This is a genomic window from Mucilaginibacter sp. SMC90, assembly GCF_022811725.1.
In the GTDB taxonomy this organism is placed as follows: Bacteria; Bacteroidota; Bacteroidia; order Sphingobacteriales; family Sphingobacteriaceae; genus Mucilaginibacter.
This window is the reverse complement of the sequence record NZ_CP094527.1, coordinates 5,159,195-5,180,825: the sequence shown is the minus strand read 5'-3', so window position 1 is coordinate 5,180,825 and position 21,631 is coordinate 5,159,195. Positions and strand designations below refer to the sequence as shown.

Sequence of the window (21,631 nt, the reverse complement as noted above, 5' to 3'; positions counted from 1 at the left end):
TTAAAATAAATAAAATGGCAAATTATCCTCTACCCAAATTCCATTTCCAGGTTGACTGGGGTGGCACACGCATCGGTTTTACCGAAGTAACCGGATTACAGATAGAAACGGAAGTGATTGAATACCGCGAAGGCAGCAGCAAAGAATATAATAAGGTAAAGATGCCTGGCATGCGCAAGTACGGTAACATCACCTTAAAACGCGGCACATTTGCTAATGATAACGAGTTTTATGACTGGATGAACACCGTTAAACTCAACCAGATAGATAGGCGGGACCTTACCATTAACCTGCTTAATGAAGAGCATCAGCCGGTAGTTACCTGGTCTGTTAAAAATGCTTTTCCGGTTAAGATCCAATCTGCCGATTTGAAGGCCGACGCTAACGAAGCGGCAATTGAAACGCTTGAAGTTGCACACGAAGGTTTAACCATCAAAAACGGCTAATCATGGCCTTCGACGCTAAATCGGGTTATCCGCCTTTAGGCTTTCACTTTAAGGTGGTGTTTACGGGCATCGGCGATGAAGATATCGACAGCCGTTTTCAGAATGTATCGGGCTTATCTATGGAGATGGAAACAGAATCCAAAAAAGAGGGCGGCGAAAATCGTTTTGAACATGCACTGCCGGTAAGGGCCAAGTTTCCGGCACTGGTGCTGAAAAGGGGGCTGATCACTGAATCTAAGTTACTGATGGATTGGTGCAATAATGTGTTCAAGAATTTTATTATTGAACCTAAAGACCTTACCGTAAGCCTGCTTAACGAAGAACATGACCCGCTTTTAACCTGGAACGTTGTGCAGGCCTGGCCCAAAAAATGGAGCCTGAGCGATCTGAATGCCGAGCAAAACAGCATCGCGATTGAAAGTTTTGAGTTGCAATATCAGTATTACACCCTTCAAACCTGATGTTATGCCAATCGAGATCAGAGAATTGAATATCCGCGTGAGCGTAAACCAAAGCCCTACCGAACAGGATTCAAAACCCTCCGGAGGTGGCGACGGCCAGGGCGGGGGGGGCGGTGATAAGGACGATATCATTGCCGAATGTGTGGAACAGATACTGGAGATTTTGAAAAATAAAAACGAACGCTGATGCCTGACAATGTAACCAAAATGAAGATCGTGGCCTGGTCCGACCCTCAGAGCAAAAATGAGGAAGGCTCCATGTTTGTGCAGGTTAACCCTGAAAGCTACAGCCAGAAGATCGAGATCAAATACTCTGATAAACAGGCACAGGGAACATCGGGCAAGTTGCCCAAGTTCTCCAAGATAGAGCCTCAGAAAATGGATTTCGAGCTGATGTTTGACCGCACCGGGGTAATTAATGGCGCTACAGCCGGTGATTTAGGGGTTGATGAAGATATCGACAACCTGCAAAAGCTCATCATAGAGTACCAGGGCGATAAGCACCGGCCAAGGTTTGTAAGCATTTATTGGGGTACGCTTCAGTTTGACGGGGCTTTGGAAACCATGGATATCAGCTATAAGTTGTTTGATAGTCAGGGCCGCCCGCTCCGGGCTGTTGTAAAAGCTTCGTTCATTGGTTCGGTTGAGGATAAGAAACGGGTTGCTAAAGAGAACGCACAGTCGCCCGACTTGACCAAAGTAAGGGTGATAAAAGAAGGTGATACGCTGCCGCTGCTCTGCTACCAAATTTATGGCGACTCAAAGTATTATATAGAAGTAGCCCAGGCAAACAGCCTTAATGATTTTCGATATCTCAAAACAGGTACCAAGGTTAAGTTCCCTCCATTAAATCAATAGTAAGTCATGGCAGATAGCCGCACCATAGAAACCACCCGGCCAGCTACCGTTGTTACCCACATTGTGAAAATTGAGGGTGCCGAGATACCGCGTACTATGCAGGTGGAGGCTATTGTAATTGATAAAGGTGTAAACCGCATAGCTGCTGCCAAACTGGTGATCATGGACGGCGATACCTCGGCCCAGAAGTTTGACGCCAGCAACGGCGACTTATTTATACCGGGTAAAAACATTGAGATACTGTGTGGTTACGAATCAGATAATTATACGCTGTTTAAAGGCGTGGTTATTAAACATAGTATCAAATTACGCAGTAGTGGCTCGCAGCTGATCATAGAATGCCGTGATAAAGCCATTGCCATGACGCTTGCCCGTCACAGTAAATATTTTGGCGAAAACGTGAAGGATAGCGATGCTATTAATACCGTTGCAAGTGCTTACAGTGGCTTAACCGCCGATGTAGCCGATATGAACATCACCAGCAGCGATCTTGTACAATATGAAGCAACCGACTGGGATTTTGTAACAGGCCGGGCCGAAATAAATGGGATGCTGGTTTACACTGATGATAATACGATATCCATCAAAAAGCCCGAAATAAGCGGAAGCGCAGTTGTAGAATTATCATTTGGGGCAACTATGCTGGAGCTGGATGCCGAGATCGATTCACGTATTCAATTTCCGTCAATAACCGGCCGTACCTGGAACCCTGCTTCGCAGGAAATTGAGAAAGTTGATGCTAACCCGCCATCAGGCGAGTTAAACGGAAACCTGACTGCTGATGATCTGGCAGGGGTATTTAATGAAAATAACTATCACCTTAACCATGGTGGTAAACTTTCGCAGCCAGAGTTACAGGCCTGGGCAACAGCGCTCAAACAAAAACAAGTACTTTCCAAAGTACGGGGCAGGGTAAAGTTTAAAGGCATTCATACGGTAAAGCCTGGCATGATCATCAAATTGAGTAACCTGAGCGATCGCTTTAACGGCAATGCATTTGTAAGCCATATTCAGCATCATGTTTCTGCCGGCGACTGGCAGCTTGAGGTTCAGTTTGGCTTAGATCCTCAGTGGTTTACCGAAAAGTTTGAAACCAGTATAAAACCTGCTTCGGCAATTATCCAGGCGGTTCCGGGGTTGCAGATAGGGGTGGTAACCCAACTTGAAAGCGACCCGGACGGCGAATGCCGGATACTGGTACGCATGCCGGTGATCAGTCCGGATGATCAGGGGATTTGGGCCCGTGTAGCCACTTTGGATGCCGGTAAAGATAGAGGAAGTTTCTTTTTACCCGAAGTTGGTGACGAAGTGGTGGTAGGTTTTTTAAACAGTGATCCGCGTAAACCGGTGGTGTTGGGCATGCTCAACAGCAGCAGCAAAAATGCCCCATTAACTGCAGCCGATGCCAATAACCAAAAGGGCTTTGTAACCCGCAGCAAAATGAAACTTGTTTTTGATGACGATAAAAAATCAGTAACAATCGAAACTCCTGCCGGAAAAAAGATAACAATGGATGAAGACGCAGGAGCGATAGAGTTAAAAGACGAGAATAATAATTCGATAAAAATGAACAGCGATGGCATAACTATCGAAACCCAGGGCAAACTGGTGCTTAAAGCCCAGCAGGATTTTAACGCCGAGGGAATGAATTTAAGCCTTAAAGCAAATACCGCTCTTTCGGCCGAAGGATCGGCCAGCGTAGAAGTAAAATCAAGCGGAACGGCGGCGCTTAAAGGTTCAATTGTACAAATAAATTAATAACAAAAAATGGGAGCAGCAGCACGTATAGGCGATATGCACGTATGTCCGATGGTTACAGGTGTTGTGCCGCATGTAGGAGGGCCTGTGATAGGGCCGGGTGTGCCAACAGTGCTTATTGGCGGTATGCCTGCCGTATGCGTAGGCGATATGTGTACCTGTGTGGGCCCGCCCGATTCCATAATCATGGGCTCGGCAACAGTACTGATAGGGGGGAAACCCGCCGCCCGCATGGGTGATAGTACAGCTCACGGCGGATCGATAGTGTTAGGCTGCCCAACAGTAATAATCGGAGGCTGATCAATGGAACCAAAAATACCTTTTATAGGCAGGGGATGGAGTTTCCCGCCAAGCTTTGACAAGGCCGCCGGCAAAGTTGAAATGCTTACCGACGAGGCAGATATTGAAAGTAGTTTGGGCATACTGTTCACCACCCGCTTAGGCGAGCGCATTATGCAGCCAACCTTTGGGTGCGATTTGCAAAAGGTGGTTTTTGAGGCGGTTAACCTAACGCTTAAAACCTATATCAAAGATTTGATTGAAACTGCCGTACTGTATTTTGAACCGAGGATAACGCTTAACAGCACCGAAGTTGACACCAGTATGGGTAACGAAGGGATCTTGCTTATTAAGCTTAACTACACAGTGCGTACCACTAATTCAAGGTATAACTACGTGTTCCCTTATTATAAAAATGACATTACCAGCATAACTACCAACCAATAAGAACTAACCATGGCCTGTAACGATAAAAATCCGCTTCAACGTGATGGCTCAAGCCAGTCACAGCGCTTTCTGAAAGCGCTTGACCCAGCCAGCGCCCCAATTGAAGAATTGGGCATGGAAGACTGGCTAACGTTCGCGGCTGCTTATGCCGATAAGATAAACTATTATACCCTTAAAGACAGTAACTACCCGCAAGGCGATTGGAAACCGTTTTTCATCCAGGATAAAAAAGCGTTGCAGGATTTTTTAAAACAGGTTGACGTTAAAATGCAAAATGCCGGCCTCGGGTTTCCCGATTCAAGCATTAAAAGCGATGTTGAGCCTCATCTGGCTTTGTTTATGTGTTTTATTATGCTGCTTCAGCATTCAGAAGATGCATTGAACCAGTTTACCGGACGTCATCTTGACTTTTATTTTAAGCGGGTATTGCAACTGCGTAACCGTCCCGAAGTTCCGGATAAGGTACATGTGATATTTGAACTGGCCCGTAACCTTACAGGCTACTTGTTGCCGCAAGATACAGCGCTTGATGCAGGAAAGGATAAAAGCCAGAAACCTAAACCCATTATTTTTAAAACCAATGCCGAGCTGGCAGTAAACAGCGCCACTATATCGGCAATGAAAAGCTGGTATCAATCGCCGGCAGATAAAAAGGTGGCTTATGCCGATGTTACTTTTTCGGCCGATGGCCTTGGAACACCAATTAAGGACGATGTACCTAAATGGAACCCTTTCGGCAGTAAAACCTGGCCAACTGCCTCAATGGGTTTTGCTTTTGCCTCAAAGGTATTATTGTTGAGCGAAGGAGACCGTACAATCACGTTGACACTAAATTTTAGTGGTCTTGACGCTTTTGACCCAGCCTTGATAGCAAAACAGTTTAAAGTATTCTTAACTTCTGAAAAAGACTGGCTTCAGGCAGCCTTTTCCACAACAGTACCTACAACGCTTAACCAACAGACACTGGTTATTACAGTGAATGTGCCCGCTAAAGACAAAGCAGTGGTACCCTATGATCAAACCATTCATAAAGAAAATTACAAAACCGATTTTCCGATAATTCGCCTGTTAACGAACGTTCAGGATGACGCCTATCCTGTGTACCAGGCTTTAAGCAAAGCAAAACTGACCGATGTTACGATTGATGTGGCTGTAACAGATATGAAAAATCTGGCTGTAGAAAACGATAACGGTAAAGTTGATCCATCAAAACCATTTTTCCCCTTTGGTGCATTACCAAAAGTAGGTTCAAACCTTTATATCGGCAACGCAGAGATATTTCAGAAAGAGTGGACAAAAATAACACCCCATATTATTTGGAAAGGAGTGCCGGATGATCTGAAAAGTTACTACACGGCATATCGTACAAATTATCTCAAATCAGTATTTAGTCCTAAAAGTTATGATATTACCTCAAGCAACGAATCGGCTGATAATACAGGTGGTTCAAGAGCTGTAACTGGCACGGACAGTTTTAAAGCTAACGTTTTTTACATGAAAGACGGTAACTGGGCATCGCCTGTTACAAGTGAAATAAACACACTCAATAACACGTTTGATATTGTTCCTCCGCACGATAACGCAAATAACCCTGTAAATCCGGCTCCCGCTTTCATTAATAAATATCTTTATTTTAATGTATCTGGTGGTTATAGCCATAACGTTGGGCCCCAGGCCGAAAAAGCGTTGATCCAGCAATATGTACAGCCGATGCAGGTTTTTTTTCCGGTGATGGGCTTCATTGGCTTTCAGGAGGCAAGTAATCCCGTACAAACCCAAACAGAGAACTTTTCGGCGGCAGTAAAGGATAATTATATTCTTATAAGTTTAGAAAACGATTTTCTGCATAGCATGTATCCGCGGTTGTTTGCGGCGGCAATGACTGATACAACCCGTAACTCACTTATCCCCAAAGAGCCTTACACGCCTGAAATAGCTTCGCTCAAACTTGATTACAATGCTTCTGCATCAAACAAGATTGATAAACTAACCGGTGGGAGTAACAATCAGGAGCTGTTGAATGATTATATAAACCACAATATTCAGTTTTTTCATGAAACTCCCTTTGGCCAGGCCGAGCAGCATGCTTTTCTAAAAAAACAATATCACGGGCTTATTGCCGGTAATATAACAGCAATGCCGCAAGCGCCCGATCTTTCAGCTTTTTATATAGGTATTGCAGGTGTGCAAACCGGCTCGGTAGCCAGTATCCTTTTCCAGGTATCCGAGGGAAGTGAAGATGCACTTGCTCCTTCATTTTCTGACACCGTTCAGCCCAAATGGTTTTATTTATCAGGTAACGAATGGCTGGCGCTGGATAAAAGCAACATCATCAGCGATGATACCAACGATTTTTTACGTTCAGGGATCATCAAATTTTTAATTCCCGACGGGGCTACAACAAACAATACATTCTTAAACCAAAGCCTTACCTGGCTTGGGGTTGAGTTGCCAACCGCTGTAAGTATTGATTCGGTTTGCAAATTCGTTAACGTGCATATCCAGGCGGCTAAAGCCCAATTTGCAGATAATGATAATGAACTCTCTCATCTTGAAGCCGGGCTGCCCGCAGGTACGATCAGCAAACTGGTTGACAGGCTGCCGCAGATTAAATCAGTTACTCAGCCTTATGCCTCATTCGGAGGGCTCCTTCCTGAAAATGACGATGCTTTCCGGCTGCGGGTGAGCGAACGCCTGAGGCACAAACACCGTGCAATTACCATTTGGGATTATGAGCACCTGGTAATGGCACAGTTTCCACAGGTATTCAGGGTTAAATGCCTTAATCATACCAATGATGATATAGAGGTTGCACCAGGCAGTGTGAGGGTGGTGGCTATCCCCGATATCCGTAACCAGATAAGTTTCGACCCATTTAAGCCTCGGGTTAGCAAAAATACACTGAGCGAAATTACCCAATACCTTGCTGGTTTAAACTCCATGCATGTTGATCTGCTGGCAATCAATCCCGATTATGAAGAGGTGATCCTTGACTTTAAAGTGAAGTTTTATTTCGGGCTGGATGAAAATTTGTACGCAGCCAAACTAAATACCGATCTGATCAATTACCTGTCACCCTGGGCCTATAATCGTAATGCAGATATTGACTTTGGAGGTACGCTTTATAAAAGCGTGGTGATCCGGTTTATCGAAGAGCTATCCTATGTTGATTATATAACCGATTTTAAGATGTACTTCACAGCATCGGGACCCGCAAATCCCGATGTTTTGGAGGCAGGCAATTCAAAGGCCATCCTTGTATCGGCAAAGCAACATTTAATTGATACCAAAACCATACCTACATGCCCATGATTGAGGAGTTAACCATATCGAAACAAATTGATGCGGGTCTTGGGCCTGAGTATAATGCTTTGCGCACCGAAGGCATGCAGCATATCCGCGATCTGGCCAGCGCTATCTGGACAGATTATAACGTGCACGACCCCGGTATCACTACGCTTGAGATGCTTTGCTACGCACTCACCGATCTTAATTATCGCATCACCCTGCCGGTTGAAAATATTTTGGCAGTTAGTAATGACAATACCACCAGTATGCATGAGCAGTTTTTATCTGCCATAAAAATACTGCCCGGCTACCCGGTAACACCCGATGATTACCGCCAGCTTTTTGTGCGGATAGATGGTGTACGTAATGCATGGATCAAAAAATCGCCACATAGTATTATAGCAAATTACAAACAGCCTGATGGTAAACCGCTGCTGCGTTATGCAAAACCCGGCGAAAATGCTCAGACAGGTAAAGAGGTTAAATTCGATTTAAAGGGGATAAACGATATCCTGATAGATTTTGAAGATTTTCCTGAACTGGACGGCGATGTAACTAAGATCAAAGCCAAACAGGATGATATCATCAAGCAAATAAAATCGGTATATCATTATTTCCGCGAGTTATGCGAGGACCTTGACCAGGTAAAAGCGGTTGAAAACCAGGAAATAGTTATTTGCGCCGAAATTGAACTGCAACCCCAGGCCGATCCTGAAATGATCTGGGCTAAGATCATGTTCAATATTGAGCAATACCTTACACCCGATATTACATTTTACCTGCTTCAGGAACTGCTTGATAAAGGCATGCAGCCTGATGAGATTTTTGAGGGCCCTGTACTTGATTTTGAAAGCTTACAGGGCATCGATACCAAATTTGCCAAACAAGGTTTCATCATTCCTTCCGAGCTTGCAGCTTCACAGTTACGGACCGAAGTGCGCCTGTCTGATCTGTACCGCATTATTATGGAAATTGAGGGCGTTAGGCTGGTGAAACGCATTTCCTTCGGTTTTTGTGGTTGTACAGCGCCTCAGAGCGAAGTTGCCGACAAGATCTATAAATCAAATGAATGGCTGCTTTGCATACAGGATGGCCATAAACCTGTTTTGTGCGAAACCAATTCGTCGTTTACATTCTATAAAGATGTTGTGCCCATTGAGCTGAAACAGGCTGAAGCAAAGACCGATCTAAACCAACTGCGTAAAGACTGGCAGGATAGCGTGGAGGCGAAAAAGATAGTCGACCTGCCCGTACCCGAAGGTGATTACCGCGACATCGGTCACTATGAAACCCTGCAAAACCAGTTCCCTGAAAATTATGGTATTTCACCGCTGGGCTTGCCCGATACAGCCACAACCGAACAACGTTCGCTGGCTTTACAATTGAAAGGCTACCTGCTGTTTTACGACCAGGTACTGGCCAATTACTTTGCCCAGCTTTCAAACGCCCGGGTCCTGCTTACAGCCGATGACAGCATCCGTAAAACTTATTTCGGCAATACGGTAAATAGTATCCGCGATGCGGAAAAACTCTTAGATGGTTTTGCACAATGGGAGCAAACGGTTGATGACGTAATTAAGGAAACAGGGCAGGATAATTATCCCGAAAGGAAAAATAAATTTCTTGATCATTTACTGGCCCGCTTTGCCGAGCAGTTTAACGAGTATGTTTTTTTAATGTACCGTATTTATGGTGAGGATTATCAGCGAAACATTATCAGGCATAAAGTCAATTTTTTGAAAGACTACGACCAGATGAGCATTTGCCGGGGCAGTGGGATGGATCTGTACAACGCCAAAACACCCGATCAGCAATTGGTGAATGTATCGGGTATGGAAAAACGGATCTCCATGCTGTTGGGTTTCTCCAATTATAAAATGCAGCAGCTGAGTGTTGAGGATTACCTGTTGTTCAAGGCCGATGCCCTGCATTACAACTGGACAATATCGCAACTTGGTATAGTTAAATTTAAGGGTAACGCCAATTTTCTGAAAGAAATTGATGCTTATGAAGATCTTGGCCTGGTATCCGTACTGGCCTGCGACAGGGAAAACTACCGTTTAAGTCCGGGAGCTACTGCAGGTAAGTATGTGTATAATATTGCCAATTCGGCCGGTACGCTGCTTACCCATAATGACATGGAGTTCAGCGCCGCCGCCATCGAAACCGAGATTGCATTTATCATCAAATTTATGCAAAACGATTTCAAGATGGAAGGTATGTATGTGATTGAAAATATCCTGTTGCGCCCGCCATTCGATTATACCGGCGACGATAGCACCCATCACCAGTTTATGCCCGTTTGTCTTGACCCTAATGGCGTGTATTGTGAACCACTTGATCCGTATTCTTTCCGCATTTGCGTGATACTGCCGGGTTACAGCGTAAGGTTACGTAATACGGCCTTCCGCACCTACGCCGAACGGCTTATCCGTACCGAAACACCGGCTCACATACTACCGCGCATTTGTTTCATAGGGCACGATCAGATGGTTGAGTTTGAAAGTGTTTATAAAGACTGGCTTGCGGCAAAGCATACCGCGGTAAGTACCGATACGCCAATTGATGCTGTACTGAACAGCAAATTTATTGATGTGCTTGAAAAACTGTATACCGTTTATCAGCAGGGCCAGCTAAGTGATTGCGACGATGACACCCAGGAAACCAACCCGATAATATTGAATAAAACCAGCCTTGGCACCTTGCAGGGCGGCACAAGTAATAACAGTTAAAACCTAAATGATAAAGCCATGCCTCCAGTAACCAATATAAAGCTCACCGATATAACTTTAGAGTATAACTCTTTTGTTGACAGCCAGGTGCTTACAGCCAAACAGCTGAATGATATTGTAGAGTTTTTTGAAGATCAGCAGCGCCTTACCCGTACCTGTTTAATTGGTGTTGGTTTGGTTTGCGGCCTTAGCTTTAAAGGTGATGCCAACGGCATAACTATAGGCAAAGGTTGTGGCGTAACTACCGATGGCGATTTGCTTTATATGCCCGAAACAACGTATAAAAATTTCAGGGCGTATGATAATTCGCTTATCAAATACCCTCCATTTTATCCTTTGGGTACGGATGCTGCGCAAATGGCTTTGTGGGAGCTGGTTACACCCGATGATAAAGGCGCTTTCCCGGTTGATAGCTTTGCTTTAACTGATTTTAAATCGAAAGCAACAAAAGATCTGACTGAGATGTACGGTTTGCTTTACCTTGAGTATTACTCTAAAGATCCCGACGCCTGTACAGCCATTGACTGCGATAACCAGGGGCGCAAGCAGGTGGCCAGACCCAAAGTATTGCTGGTATCTCAGGCCGATATGAACCAGATCATTGAACAAACCGGTTCGGAGGTTATTTATGATGATATCTACAAAAAATACTTCAACGCTTACAATGCCTATTTTGATGCCCCGGTATTGGCTGCCAAAAGGGTGTTTTTTAACACACAAACTACGGCTTCATCTTCGGCACTTACGTCGGCTTTTTCAAGTATAGCAAATACTGGCGCAAATGGTTTGTCAACCGCGGTGCAATCCCTCTACAATACATTCAAATTTGCGCTCGATCCGCAATCCGTTTATCCCATTACCAGTATTGTTGCCAATATAAATACTACGCTAAGCAAAGCTACAACGCCCATGCAGGCCCAATACCTGTACGATTTTTATAAGGACCTGCTAACCGGGTATAACGAGTTACGTGCACTTCTTTCGGATATTATTTATCAATGCTGTCCTAATATTTACGCCTTTCCAAAACATATCATGTTGGGGGCATTGAATACAACGCCAACGGCCAAGCCTACGCCGTATCGCCATAAATTTTATGCTTCGCCGGCAATAAGTGCCAATAAAGATAAACTGAATATTGCCCTTAATTTATTGGATAGGTTGAATGTGATGAGTAGCGGGTTTTCGCTGCCTGCAAGCCCGGTGGTGAAAATAACACCATCTACTGATAACAGTAAACCTTTAGAGGCAAGGGCTATTCCTTTTTATTACGGCAATCCGGTCAGTTTAGCTCAGAAATGGAGTTATGGCCGCTGGCTGCAGGGTACCGATAAGCTGATCCTGGGGTATAATGCTTCGGCTTATTCTCCGGCTAATGATGCCGTCGTAAATCCGCTGAGTTATTCAATTGACTCCAATAACTTTTTCAGGATAGAAGGGCATATCGGTAAAAAGTATACAGAAGCGCTTGCCGCGGTAGATAAGATCAGGCAGGATTCAAATTTACCTTTTGATGCAGTTGCTATCAGGCTGGGCGATGTAACACTTAGCGATATTAATATAGATGATTATGCCTGCCAGTTTAATGACCTGGAAGCTACGTTGAGGGCTTTTCAGGCCGAACAAAACTGCCTTTACAGCGATGTAAGCAAGTTCTTTTCCAGCTTTGATACCAAAACAGGCTACGTACTCGCTGACGAGATCAGGGCCCAGGCTGCTCAGCAAACATTGTCATTAGCTAACGATGAGGCAATTGTAAAAGAAACAGCAGTACCCAAGATGAAAATGGCGGCGGCCAAAGCAGCAGATACAGCAGATACAATAACAGGGGCCCGGATGCAGGTAACTAATGAACTTGCTGTTAACAGAAGTATCAATAAAATCGTGATCAATGGCGGTATAAACGCGGTAGATAACAACATTAACATAGCAAAGGATAGTATCGGTTCGTATTTAGATCAGATCCGTCGCCAGGGATCGGCTGTAAGCATTTCAGATTATGCTGATGCTGCCGGCAAAACCATCGATACATCTGCAACAGGCTCGTATGAACAAGCCATTGCTGTTGATATCCCTGTACGTGTAATTGCAGGTACCCGTAATATCAGCCAGTGGCTGCCAGACAGGTTGGTTGATATTGACGATGACACCATTGATAATTTTTCGGCAAGGATAGATGACCTGTGTAACGAGGTAAAAACAGCAACGCAAAAAAGCCGTTTGATATTTGCCAAAACAGATTATGTACGCAAGGGGTACGAAGATGATTATGAACTGCAATTGTGGCGTTTATCTGAAAATTGCTGTGCAGGTCAGGCGCTTGCTGTAATATTAAAGGAAATTCAGGATCGTAAGGCCAAACTGCTGGCCCAGCTTACTTTTTCGGCTTATGCTGCAAATCACACCGGGTTGGAACATCTTGCTGGTGTACCTGCCGGCGGCACTTTTGTAATGGTTTATGCCACTACCATGACTAAGCCTAACCCGGTTCCTCCAACTAAGATTCCGCTTGATGACCGATTAAAAGTGCTTCAGGCTAACCCCCAGTTTGTAAAAGGCTTTGCGAATGACGCCGACGCGATGACCTTTATAGCTAAGAATGCTGATTTTGATGATATCGCTGCCGCTGTAAAATTTTACCAGGTACAGTCGCCCCGTAAATATACGCCAACCATTGAGGCCGATGTTATCAGTAAAACCCAGGCCTTGGCGGTTGACCTTGGTAAAATAAGGGCTGTGGCCGCTAACCCCGATGTGCCGGAGGATATTGTGTTTGCTGATTTCTGCCTGCCGTATATGTGTTGCTCTGATTGTCCGCCGGTGGCATTCATTATGCCTAAGCCACAGGTAGGGCTCAGCTTACCTAAAGCAGTAGCCTGCTCAGACGAAGGCCTGCTGCAATTTAAAGTAAGCCCGGCCGATGGAGTTATTAAAGCCGCAGCTGGTTTTGAGGCTACCGTTGTAACTAAAGATGCGGTGAACTACTTTGATACAACAAAGGTTAAAGACGGAACATTTGGCCAGCAAATCAAATTTACAGTAAATGATCAGCCGACTGACTGTACAATTACTGTATTTAAACATCCTGCGGTAACACCGGCAGCCCAGGCAACTAATGATCCGGCGGCAGCAGGTGTCACCGTTAAGCTATCTGCAAAAACCAACCAGGCAACAGGCGATACATTTGCCTACACCTGGACAATGCCCGACGGGCAGGTACACCCTAACCTTGCCGCACCGGATGACAGCATTTCTTATCTGTATGCAGATCTTCGCCAAAAATTCCCTGATGGTAAGCTCACTTTCACGCTGTCTGCCAATAACCATGATTGTACCGATACACAATCTATTGGAATAACTGTACAAATTCCTGAAGAACCGGTAGGATTGAAGCTGGCCGCCAGCGAAGTTTGTTCGGACGGAGGCAATATAAACTTTACAACTGTGCAGCCTGCAAACGGAGTTATTACCTCAAAAATAGCAGGCGACGCCGTGAAACTACTGGGTAGCCAGTGGGTTGTCGACCCGTCAAAGGGTCCATATGATACTACCATCAATGACTTTATGGTAAACGGCAAACCCGTTGCAGATTGTTCGTTGATTATCCATGAGCATCCACAGGCTTTGTTTGATTATAAAGTGACTATGGATAATGAAAAAGCCGCTGCCACAGTTACCTTAACCAACAAAACACCTAATCCGGGTAGTTTTAAATTTACCTGGACATTTGACGATGGTACCACCAGCAGCGACGTAAATACAGTAAAAGTATTTGATATGCGCCAGTTCCCTCGTGGCCGCAACACGGTTATTACGCTGATAGCTATAAATGGTAAGTTTGATAAATGCCGGGCTGTATATACACCTACTCCGCCTGTTGCTTTACCTCCTACAACCACTACGCCGATAATTACCCACTTACCGCCTGTAATTACTAATCCGCCAATAGTTACAACTATTCCGCCGGTAGTGACTACACCGCCGGTAACAACTACCGTGCCTCCTGTGGTTACTACACCACCGGTTTCTACTACTGTGCCTCCGGTAGTTACCAAACCACCGGTAATTACTACGCCGCCAACAACTACTACGGTGCCACCAGTAGTTATTAAGGAAACGCCGGGGGTAACACCATCTGTAACTCCGACACCAGCAGCAACGCCTGTAACACCGAAGGTGGATACAACTACGATTAAAGCTAACCCTGCAGTAACACCAGCTGCTACACCGGCAGCCACTCCAGCTGCAACGCCGAAGGCAGATGCTACTACTATTAAAGCCAATCCTGCGGTAATACCAGCGGCTACACCGCCGGTAACGCCTAAAATAGATCCGACCATTATTAAGAAAGATCTTGGTACAACTGCTACGGAAGCACCAAAGATAGATCCGAAGGTTATCAAAAAAGATCCGGGTACAACTGATCCGGGTACTGTAAAGTAATATGAGCTATGGCAGGCAATATACATATTATCCATAAGCTGGTACTTGACATCGAAGTGCCGCACCGTAGCTCTGCCCGAAAGGTGCAGGATGATGCAGTGCAATACTTTGAACAAGTGCTGCTTGAAAAGTTAGAGCAACTATTGGATAGCATGGATGTACCTGACCATGTTTTGATAGATAAGATTGATCTTGATTTAGGAAAGGGTAAACTGGAAGATGTTTTTGAACAACTGCAAGAGAAATTGTCAAAAGTACTTGAACCTGTTGTCAACTCTTATATGCTGCCCAGTGTTGACGAACCTGATCATATTAGCCATTCGTTACTTTCTGAAGAACAGCGGGCCTTTAATGTATTTGTTTATTTTCTGAATAACGGCAGGCTCCCTTGGTATGTTGTTTCTTCTGCAGAATGGCTGCAACAGGAGGCTATTTGGCTTGATAAGCTATCAAGGCTCCTGGTAAATAATGGCCCTTACAAGCTGAAGTTTGCCGATCTGTTTAAAGGGTCGCAGGTTGTTTTAAACAGGTTATTTAGTCAGTTCACTTTGGTGTTTATTAAAAAGCTTGTAGCTGCTATAATTGGGTTAGAGGTTATTGAGTTGCAAGTAAAGCTTGATAGCATTGCTGCCGAAATTCGGAGCTTGTTAAATGATCGGTTGATAAAAGGTAATCAGGATACTTTTTTAAATGAGTTAAATGGTGCCGGATATGTTATTGAGAAGCTATTGCTGATGATTTACTTACGCCGCGGCAGTCCTGAACTCCCCCGCGGCACGGCATTGAAAGATATCTCTGTGTTGTTTGCTCAAGAAATAAATGCCACTACACTAATATCTGCAGGTGGTCTTATTCAAATTGCCGATAAAGCTATCCGTTTAGCATACAGCACACCGGCCCCTAACAAAGATAAACCGATTGCAACACCTGATAATACCCCTGAAATAGCTAAAGCAGAGGAAATTGCCGGCACCTTTATCAATCAGGCCGGTTTAGTTATTCTGCATCCTTTCCTGGAATATTTTTTTAAAGATTTTGGCTTGCTACAGGATAACGGCTTTGTTGACCTGTCTGCAAGGCAGCTCGCAGTGCATCTGCTTCACTATTTAGGTACCGGTAACTTAAATGCTTTTGAGTACGATATGTATTTCGAAAAGTTTTTATGCCAGTGGCCTGCCGGAGAACCATTAGAACGCGAAATTGAAATACCGCAGCGTATGCTTGAGGAGGGTGAAAATATGCTCCGCACAGTTGTGAAATATTGGAAGGCATTAAAAAATACATCGCCGGGCGGTTTGCGTCAGGGCTTTTTAATGCGCAACGGGAAACTTACAGAGGCTGAACGGCCTGTGCGCCTTATTGTGGAGCACAAGGATCTGGATATCCTGCTTTCATCGTTGCCGTGGGGTATTGGCGTGATCAAACTGCCCTGGATGGATGAACCTTTTTATGTGGATTGGCAATGAAAACACCTCAAAAGGCCGCACCTGCAAATACCAAACAAAACCAGCCTGCCAACCGGCAGTCTGCTGGAAAAGATGCGTTTTTCTCAGCCGGGCACAATACCGACAGGGCCCCGGAATCTCCTTTTTTTGAAGGTAACCAGGTTCAGCGTAAAATGACGGTTAATGAACCAGGCGATCATTTTGAACGGCAGGCCGACCACGTTGCCGATAAGGTTGTGCAACATATCAATCAACCTAAACCAACTCCGGTGACTGCCCCGGCCATATCCAGTGCTAATAGCTTACAAAAAAAAGAAGATAAAAAAGACGATAAACAGGAAAAAGAACAGAACGGAGCAGATAAAGAGTTGCAACGCCGCCCCATTTTTGAAAGCGACGGCGATCCTAACGAGGGTAATACACTAAAGCGAAGCGGCCAATCTGCCGTACCGGATGTATCTCCGCAAACCCAGCAAAAAATTGAAGACAGCAAAGGGGGCGGCGAACCGCTGCCAGCAAATACCCGCGAGGAAATGGAAGGTGCCATGGGAGCAGATCTGACCGGTGTGCGTATCCACAATAACAGCGAGGCTGCTGGTTTAAGTAATGATTTACAGGCTCAGGCATTTACGCATGGTAACGATATTTATTTCGGTGCAGGTAAATATGATCCGCAAAGTCAATCGGGGCAGCATTTATTGGCGCATGAGGTAACACATACCGTGCAACAGGGTGGTAATGGGGTTAAAAAGAAAGGGATTATTCAGCGGGCGGAAATGGGCGTATCGGACGGTAGCGCCGGAAAGGGGAAACCGCATACAGGCGAAGCGAAGATCGATAAGAAGAATAAAACGATAAAAGTTGAAAAAATAGAGATTCCCGGTTTTAAATACGATATGATGCCATCAAAAAGCGATTATCCATTTAAATACACTAAAAGAAGCGGTGAACACTTAACTAAATGGGAGGAGAAGGCCGCAACAGATGGCGGGTTTAATGAAAAGTTTAATAATCTGAAAAAGACCGAATTGCCAAATGGGGGAACATCTCCGGCAGGTAACAACACTTATTTCATGGTTTCGATAACTAACCCAAGCGGCGGTATCCTGTTTGGCAATCCCGATCAAATCCGTACTCGGTCGGTCAGGCCTGATTGGCGGCGCACCGGTCAGAAACATGAGTTTCAGGTTGATCATAAAGTTGAATTACAACTTGGGGGTGCAGATACCGATATCGGTAACTTATGGCTTTTATCCCAAAAGATAAATGGCGCGTCAGGGCCTAAAATCGAGGCGGCCATAGAAAACGCCATAAAGGAGACTTTAAAAGTTGAGAAAGAAAAAGACCCTGAGAGTGTAAAAGGAGTTACTTTAGACGGAGTAAAACAGAACTATAGTATAACAGCTGCGAACATAACAAAAAAGGGAACGCCAGATACTGTAGCTGATACTGATAAATACTCGCTTTCCGATATACAAAAAGGCCTGCATCTTAACGGAATGCGTTTCCTGGTACCGGGCAAGGATGATAAGTACCTGAAGGAACTTGTGGATACAAATCATGTACACCTTTTTTTTAACGAACGGAGAGGCCGGGCTGTTAAAATGAAAAAAAAGGGGCCGTTTCAACTTCAAAATACAAAAAAATATACCGCTAATATCGATTCAATTAGCTATGACCCCCAAACCGATATTATGCAGCAGGGGGGCGCTGGTACGATAACGGTAACTATGTTTAAAACCAGCAAGATTGCTGATAGAATCACAGATACGTTTGCAATAAATGCTATTCCGGGGGTATACGGCGGCTTTATTTCGAGACAGGATATTTTAGATAAACTGCGGCCGAGAGTTAAGGCTTTAAGTCCGGTTCAACTGTTAACGGCTGAATTTAGCGATGATGGTGAACTTGAAGCAAAAGGCAAGGTTCACACTACTATTCCGCTCATCGATAAAGCGGATATCGACATTGTTGTTGATGGCAATGGCATAGGCATAAGAAAGGTTTTTGACGGCGGCGAGATCAGTTTGCCTCCACCGTTTAAAATTACAGATACATCTCTCGGTATTACTTTGAGCGATTCGGGTTTGACGCTTGATGGTAACATGAACTTTGAGATCCAAAAGCTTGGAAAGGGAGAAGTACACGCAAAGGCAGGTACGTCGGGTGCTTTCGCATTGGGTGGTTCATTTGACTTCGACTCTAAAACCTTTAATCCAGCCCGTATCACAGTTGATTATGTTAAGCCGGGTGAAAGCGGCGAAGGCGGAGGTTTATCAGCTACCGGTGAGATAGGAATTGGCCCCAATAAGATAAAGGGGATCAAATCGGCCCACATCAATATAGCTTATGCAAACAAGGAGTTCACAGCTACAGGTACTGCCGAACCGGATATTAAAGGGGTAAAGAGCGCCGAGATCCACGTTAGTTACGCTAATGAAACATTGGTTATCGGGGGCAGCTTTGTTCTTGATGAAAATATGCCGGGCATCCAAAGCGGTAGCGGTAGTGTGGAAGTTACCCGCGGGCCGGACGAAATCTACCATGTAAAAGCCAACGGTAAGGCGATCCCTAAAATTCCGAAGATCAATACTGAGCTGTCAATTTCTTATGACGATGGCGCGCTGACTATAGAAGGCAAAGCATCTTACGCTGCTGACAGGGTATCGGGCGAGGTAATGGTTGGTGCAACCAATCGCGCTATAGCTGCCGATGGTACGCCATCAGGCCCGGCGGGTGATAAATTTACCGCTTACGGCTCGGGTAAATTAACACTTAAAGTTACCGACTGGCTGCAGGCTTCGGCAAGTGTGAGGGTAACCCCGGCCGGCGAAATTGAAGTTGTTGGCCGTTTGGATCTTCCTTCAGCAGTTGATGTTTTCCCTAAAAAGAGCATCAATAAAGAGCTTTTTAAAGTACCAACCATCCAGATCCCAATATTTGCTATCCCGCTTGGGCCAAAAAGCATAGGCATTGTGGCCACTATTGATGGCGGTCTTGATTTCGATGCCGCAGTAGGCCCCGGTCAGTTGAAGGATGTTTTTGGACAAATAGAATTTAACCCTTCACATCCCGAAAATACACGGATCAGCGGCGGGGCAAAATTTGTGATCCCGGCACATGCTGGTTTAAAGCTAAAAGCTGCACTGGGTATTGGTTTGAGCATTGGGCCTGCCAGTGTTACAGGTGGCATCCAAATAGTAGGTGGTTTGGGCTTGGAGGGAGAGGCAAGTGCCGCTGCGGATCTGGCATGGTCGCCAACAACCGGATTTGAGTTTAATGCTTTGGGCGAGATAGAGGTGCATCCTAAGTTCACATTTGATGTAAACGCTTTCATTAAAGCCGAGCTTGATCTTTGGGTTACCGATATTTCAAAAGAATGGACCAAGAACCTGGCATCATTTAGTTATGGCCCCGATTTGCAGGTGAAGGTTTCGCTACCAATCCATTATAAAGACGGCGAGCCGTTTGATGTTAAAACAGATGATATTAAAGTTACTTATCCTGAAATCAGCATTTCTGATATCGCGGGTGGTATTGCAGATAAAGTTAAAGACGAGATGTTATGAGCAACAGAAGCCAACTAACCGAATTGATAAATCTTGGCGCCATGCAGCAGCTAAGTGGCAATTTTGAAGCTGCCGAGGCTTATTACGCAAAGGCTGCCAATTTAAATGAACCAAACGTTACCCTGCTCAACAACCGGGGAATGTTGTTTTATCAGCAAAATAAATTTGTGGAGGCACAATCACTTTTTGTGCGTGCTTTAGAGATCGATAAGCAAAATACATCGGCGTGGCTAAACCTGGCAAATACCGAGGTTTTGTTGGGCCAATATGATAAAGCTTTAGAAGCATTCAGACAAACCATCAGCCTTAAGGCCGATCAGTTTGAGGCCTGGGAGGGATTGGCTAAATTGTATATGTTATCGGCCGATATGGAAAGTGCCGAAACCTGCTGGCTAAAGGCAGTTGAGCTTAATCCAGCAAGCTTAACTTTATTGATGGGATTGGCGCAGGTTTATCTTTCAACCGGCAGGTATGATGAAGCTTTTGAAATGGCCGATTACGTTTTATCAGAGAACCCGCAAAATGGCCGGGCATTGCAAACAGCAGGTTTGTCTCAGCTCATGATAAAAAACTATTCAATTGCAACCGGTTACCTGATCAGGTATTTAATGCTCTTTCCTGCGGATATAGCTGTACGTAACAATCTTGCGGTTGCCTATCTGCAAAGCGGACAGCTGAATGAAGGAGCTGCCGAGTATGGAAGGATTTTGGAATATGATCCTAAAAACGAGGAGATCAGGTTGAATTTAGGGGTGCTTTGCATGGGGGTTAACCGCTTTGACGAGGCGCTGCTACATCTTAACCTATTGCTTGAACAATATCCCGGAAACAAAAAAGGGAAACTATATCTTGGCATAGCGTTAGCCAATTTAAATCAAAAAGAACAAGCCAAACAGGTTTTCGAAGATTTAGCCAATGATGCCGGCGAATGGGCTGCACATGCCAAAAAACAACTTGATCTGTTAAGAAACTTAAACTAAACCACCTATGAAATACATCCAAAATACACGCCAGCCGCTTAGTCAGAAACAGGCGGATAAAGCTGAAAAGCCTTTTTTTAACGGTAGCCGTGAAAAAAGTAAGCAAGATAGCGACGCTTTTTTTCAGGCGAGAAAAATTGATGGGAACCAGGACTCTGCCCTTGAGCAGGAAGCTGACGCCGTAGCGCATAAAGTAACTATGGCGCAGCAGGCAACCGCTAATTCGTCGCAGCGAATGGGGCAGATGAGCGTTCAGAAAAAAGGTGCTGATGAGGAAAAAGACGCTAAAGCCGGCCAAAAGAAAGAAAAAAAGGACGAGAAGGAAGAAGGCAAGCCACAGAAAAAAGACGAGAAAAAAGAGGAAGAAAAGCCAACTCAGAAGAAAGAAGAAGATAAAAAAGATAAAGAGCCACAAAAAAAGGAAGAGGATAAGAAGGACAAGGAGGGCGTTCAGAAAAAAGAGGAAGAAAAGAAAGACGATAAGCCACAGAAAAAGGGCGAAGAAGATAAAAAGGACGAAGGAAAACCGCAAAAGAAAGAGAAAGGTGAGGAAAAGGACGATATGGCCGCTGCACAAAAGAAAGAAGAGAAAGCAGGCGGTGTAGAGAAAACAGAAGGTAAACCCGAAACCAATGAGGCTAAGTTTGATAGATTACTTGATGCAAGCAAAGGCGGCGGTAGCCCGCTGCCGGCAAAAGTACGCACGCAATTGGAACACCAGATGAATGCCAATTTTGAGCAGGTGAAAATACATACAGGGCAGCAGGCGGTTGAACTTTGTAACCTTTCAAAGGCGCAGGCTTTTACACATGGTAATGATGTTTATTTTAATGCAGGTAAGTTTGATCCGGAAAGTACAGCCGGCATGAACCTGCTGGCGCATGAATTAACCCATGTTGTTCAGCAAAATGGTCCGCGTAAATAA

At 44.8% G+C, this 21,631-nt stretch carries 14 protein-coding genes; all 14 read left to right on the top strand.

Features of this window, described 5'->3' with window-relative positions; genetic code table 11:
* Positions 1-14: 14 nt before the first annotated feature.
* From MTO98_RS21730 to MTO98_RS21665, 14 genes are read left to right on the top strand one after another with little or no spacing between them, the layout of a single operon-like run.
* Complete coding sequence (locus MTO98_RS21730) at positions 15-446, top strand: phage tail protein (RefSeq protein WP_091211201.1); 432 nt, start codon at positions 15-17, stop codon at positions 444-446.
* Between the two features lie 2 nt (positions 447-448).
* Complete coding sequence (locus MTO98_RS21725) at positions 449-907, top strand: phage tail protein (RefSeq protein WP_121227827.1); 459 nt, start codon at positions 449-451, stop codon at positions 905-907.
* A gap of 4 nt (positions 908-911) precedes the next feature.
* Positions 912-1,094 (top strand): DUF5908 family protein, encoded by a 183-nt coding sequence (locus tag MTO98_RS21720; RefSeq protein ID WP_243481078.1) that lies wholly within the window; start codon positions 912-914, stop codon positions 1,092-1,094.
* Positions 1,094-1,765 carry a LysM peptidoglycan-binding domain-containing protein gene (locus tag MTO98_RS21715; RefSeq protein WP_243481077.1) on the top strand — a complete coding sequence of 224 codons (672 nt, stop codon included), beginning with the start codon at positions 1,094-1,096 and terminating at the stop codon, positions 1,763-1,765. The genes MTO98_RS21720 and MTO98_RS21715 overlap by 1 nt, the downstream gene beginning before the upstream one ends.
* Before the next feature lie 6 nt (positions 1,766-1,771).
* Positions 1,772-3,523 (top strand): type VI secretion system tip protein VgrG, encoded by a 1,752-nt coding sequence (gene vgrG / locus MTO98_RS21710; RefSeq protein ID WP_243481076.1) that lies wholly within the window; start codon positions 1,772-1,774, stop codon positions 3,521-3,523.
* Positions 3,524-3,532: 9 nt separating this feature from the next.
* Positions 3,533-3,823, top strand: a complete 291-nt coding sequence (locus MTO98_RS21705; RefSeq protein ID WP_091211205.1) for a PAAR domain-containing protein — start codon at positions 3,533-3,535, stop codon at positions 3,821-3,823.
* Positions 3,824-3,826: 3 nt separating this feature from the next.
* Positions 3,827-4,249, top strand: coding sequence for a GPW/gp25 family protein (locus tag MTO98_RS21700; protein WP_243481075.1), 423 nt, complete (start codon positions 3,827-3,829; stop codon positions 4,247-4,249).
* Between the two features lie 9 nt (positions 4,250-4,258).
* The gene (locus tag MTO98_RS21695; protein WP_243481074.1) at positions 4,259-7,561 is read left to right on the top strand and encodes a baseplate J/gp47 family protein; all 3,303 of its coding nucleotides are present in this window, start codon (positions 4,259-4,261) and stop codon (positions 7,559-7,561) included.
* Complete coding sequence (locus MTO98_RS21690) at positions 7,552-10,269, top strand: hypothetical protein (RefSeq protein ID WP_243481073.1); 2,718 nt, start codon at positions 7,552-7,554, stop codon at positions 10,267-10,269. The genes MTO98_RS21695 and MTO98_RS21690 overlap by 10 nt, the downstream gene beginning before the upstream one ends.
* 18 nt (positions 10,270-10,287) lie before the next feature.
* Positions 10,288-14,712 (top strand): hypothetical protein, encoded by a 4,425-nt coding sequence (locus MTO98_RS21685; protein ID WP_243481072.1) that lies wholly within the window; start codon positions 10,288-10,290, stop codon positions 14,710-14,712.
* 8 nt (positions 14,713-14,720) lie between these two features.
* Entirely contained in the window at positions 14,721-16,178 is a 1,458-nt protein-coding gene (locus MTO98_RS21680; RefSeq protein ID WP_243481071.1) for a contractile injection system tape measure protein, read from the top strand.
* Entirely contained in the window at positions 16,175-19,726 is a 3,552-nt protein-coding gene (locus tag MTO98_RS21675) for a DUF4157 domain-containing protein (RefSeq protein ID WP_243481070.1), read from the top strand. Before MTO98_RS21680 ends, MTO98_RS21675 begins: the two co-directional genes overlap by 4 nt.
* A complete protein-coding gene (locus tag MTO98_RS21670) occupies positions 19,723-20,706 on the top strand; it encodes a lipopolysaccharide assembly protein LapB (protein ID WP_243481069.1) in 984 nt (327 codons plus the stop codon). Before MTO98_RS21675 ends, MTO98_RS21670 begins: the two co-directional genes overlap by 4 nt.
* 7 nt (positions 20,707-20,713) lie before the next feature.
* Positions 20,714-21,631 carry a DUF4157 domain-containing protein gene (locus MTO98_RS21665; RefSeq protein ID WP_243481068.1) on the top strand — a complete coding sequence of 306 codons (918 nt, stop codon included), beginning with the start codon at positions 20,714-20,716 and terminating at the stop codon, positions 21,629-21,631.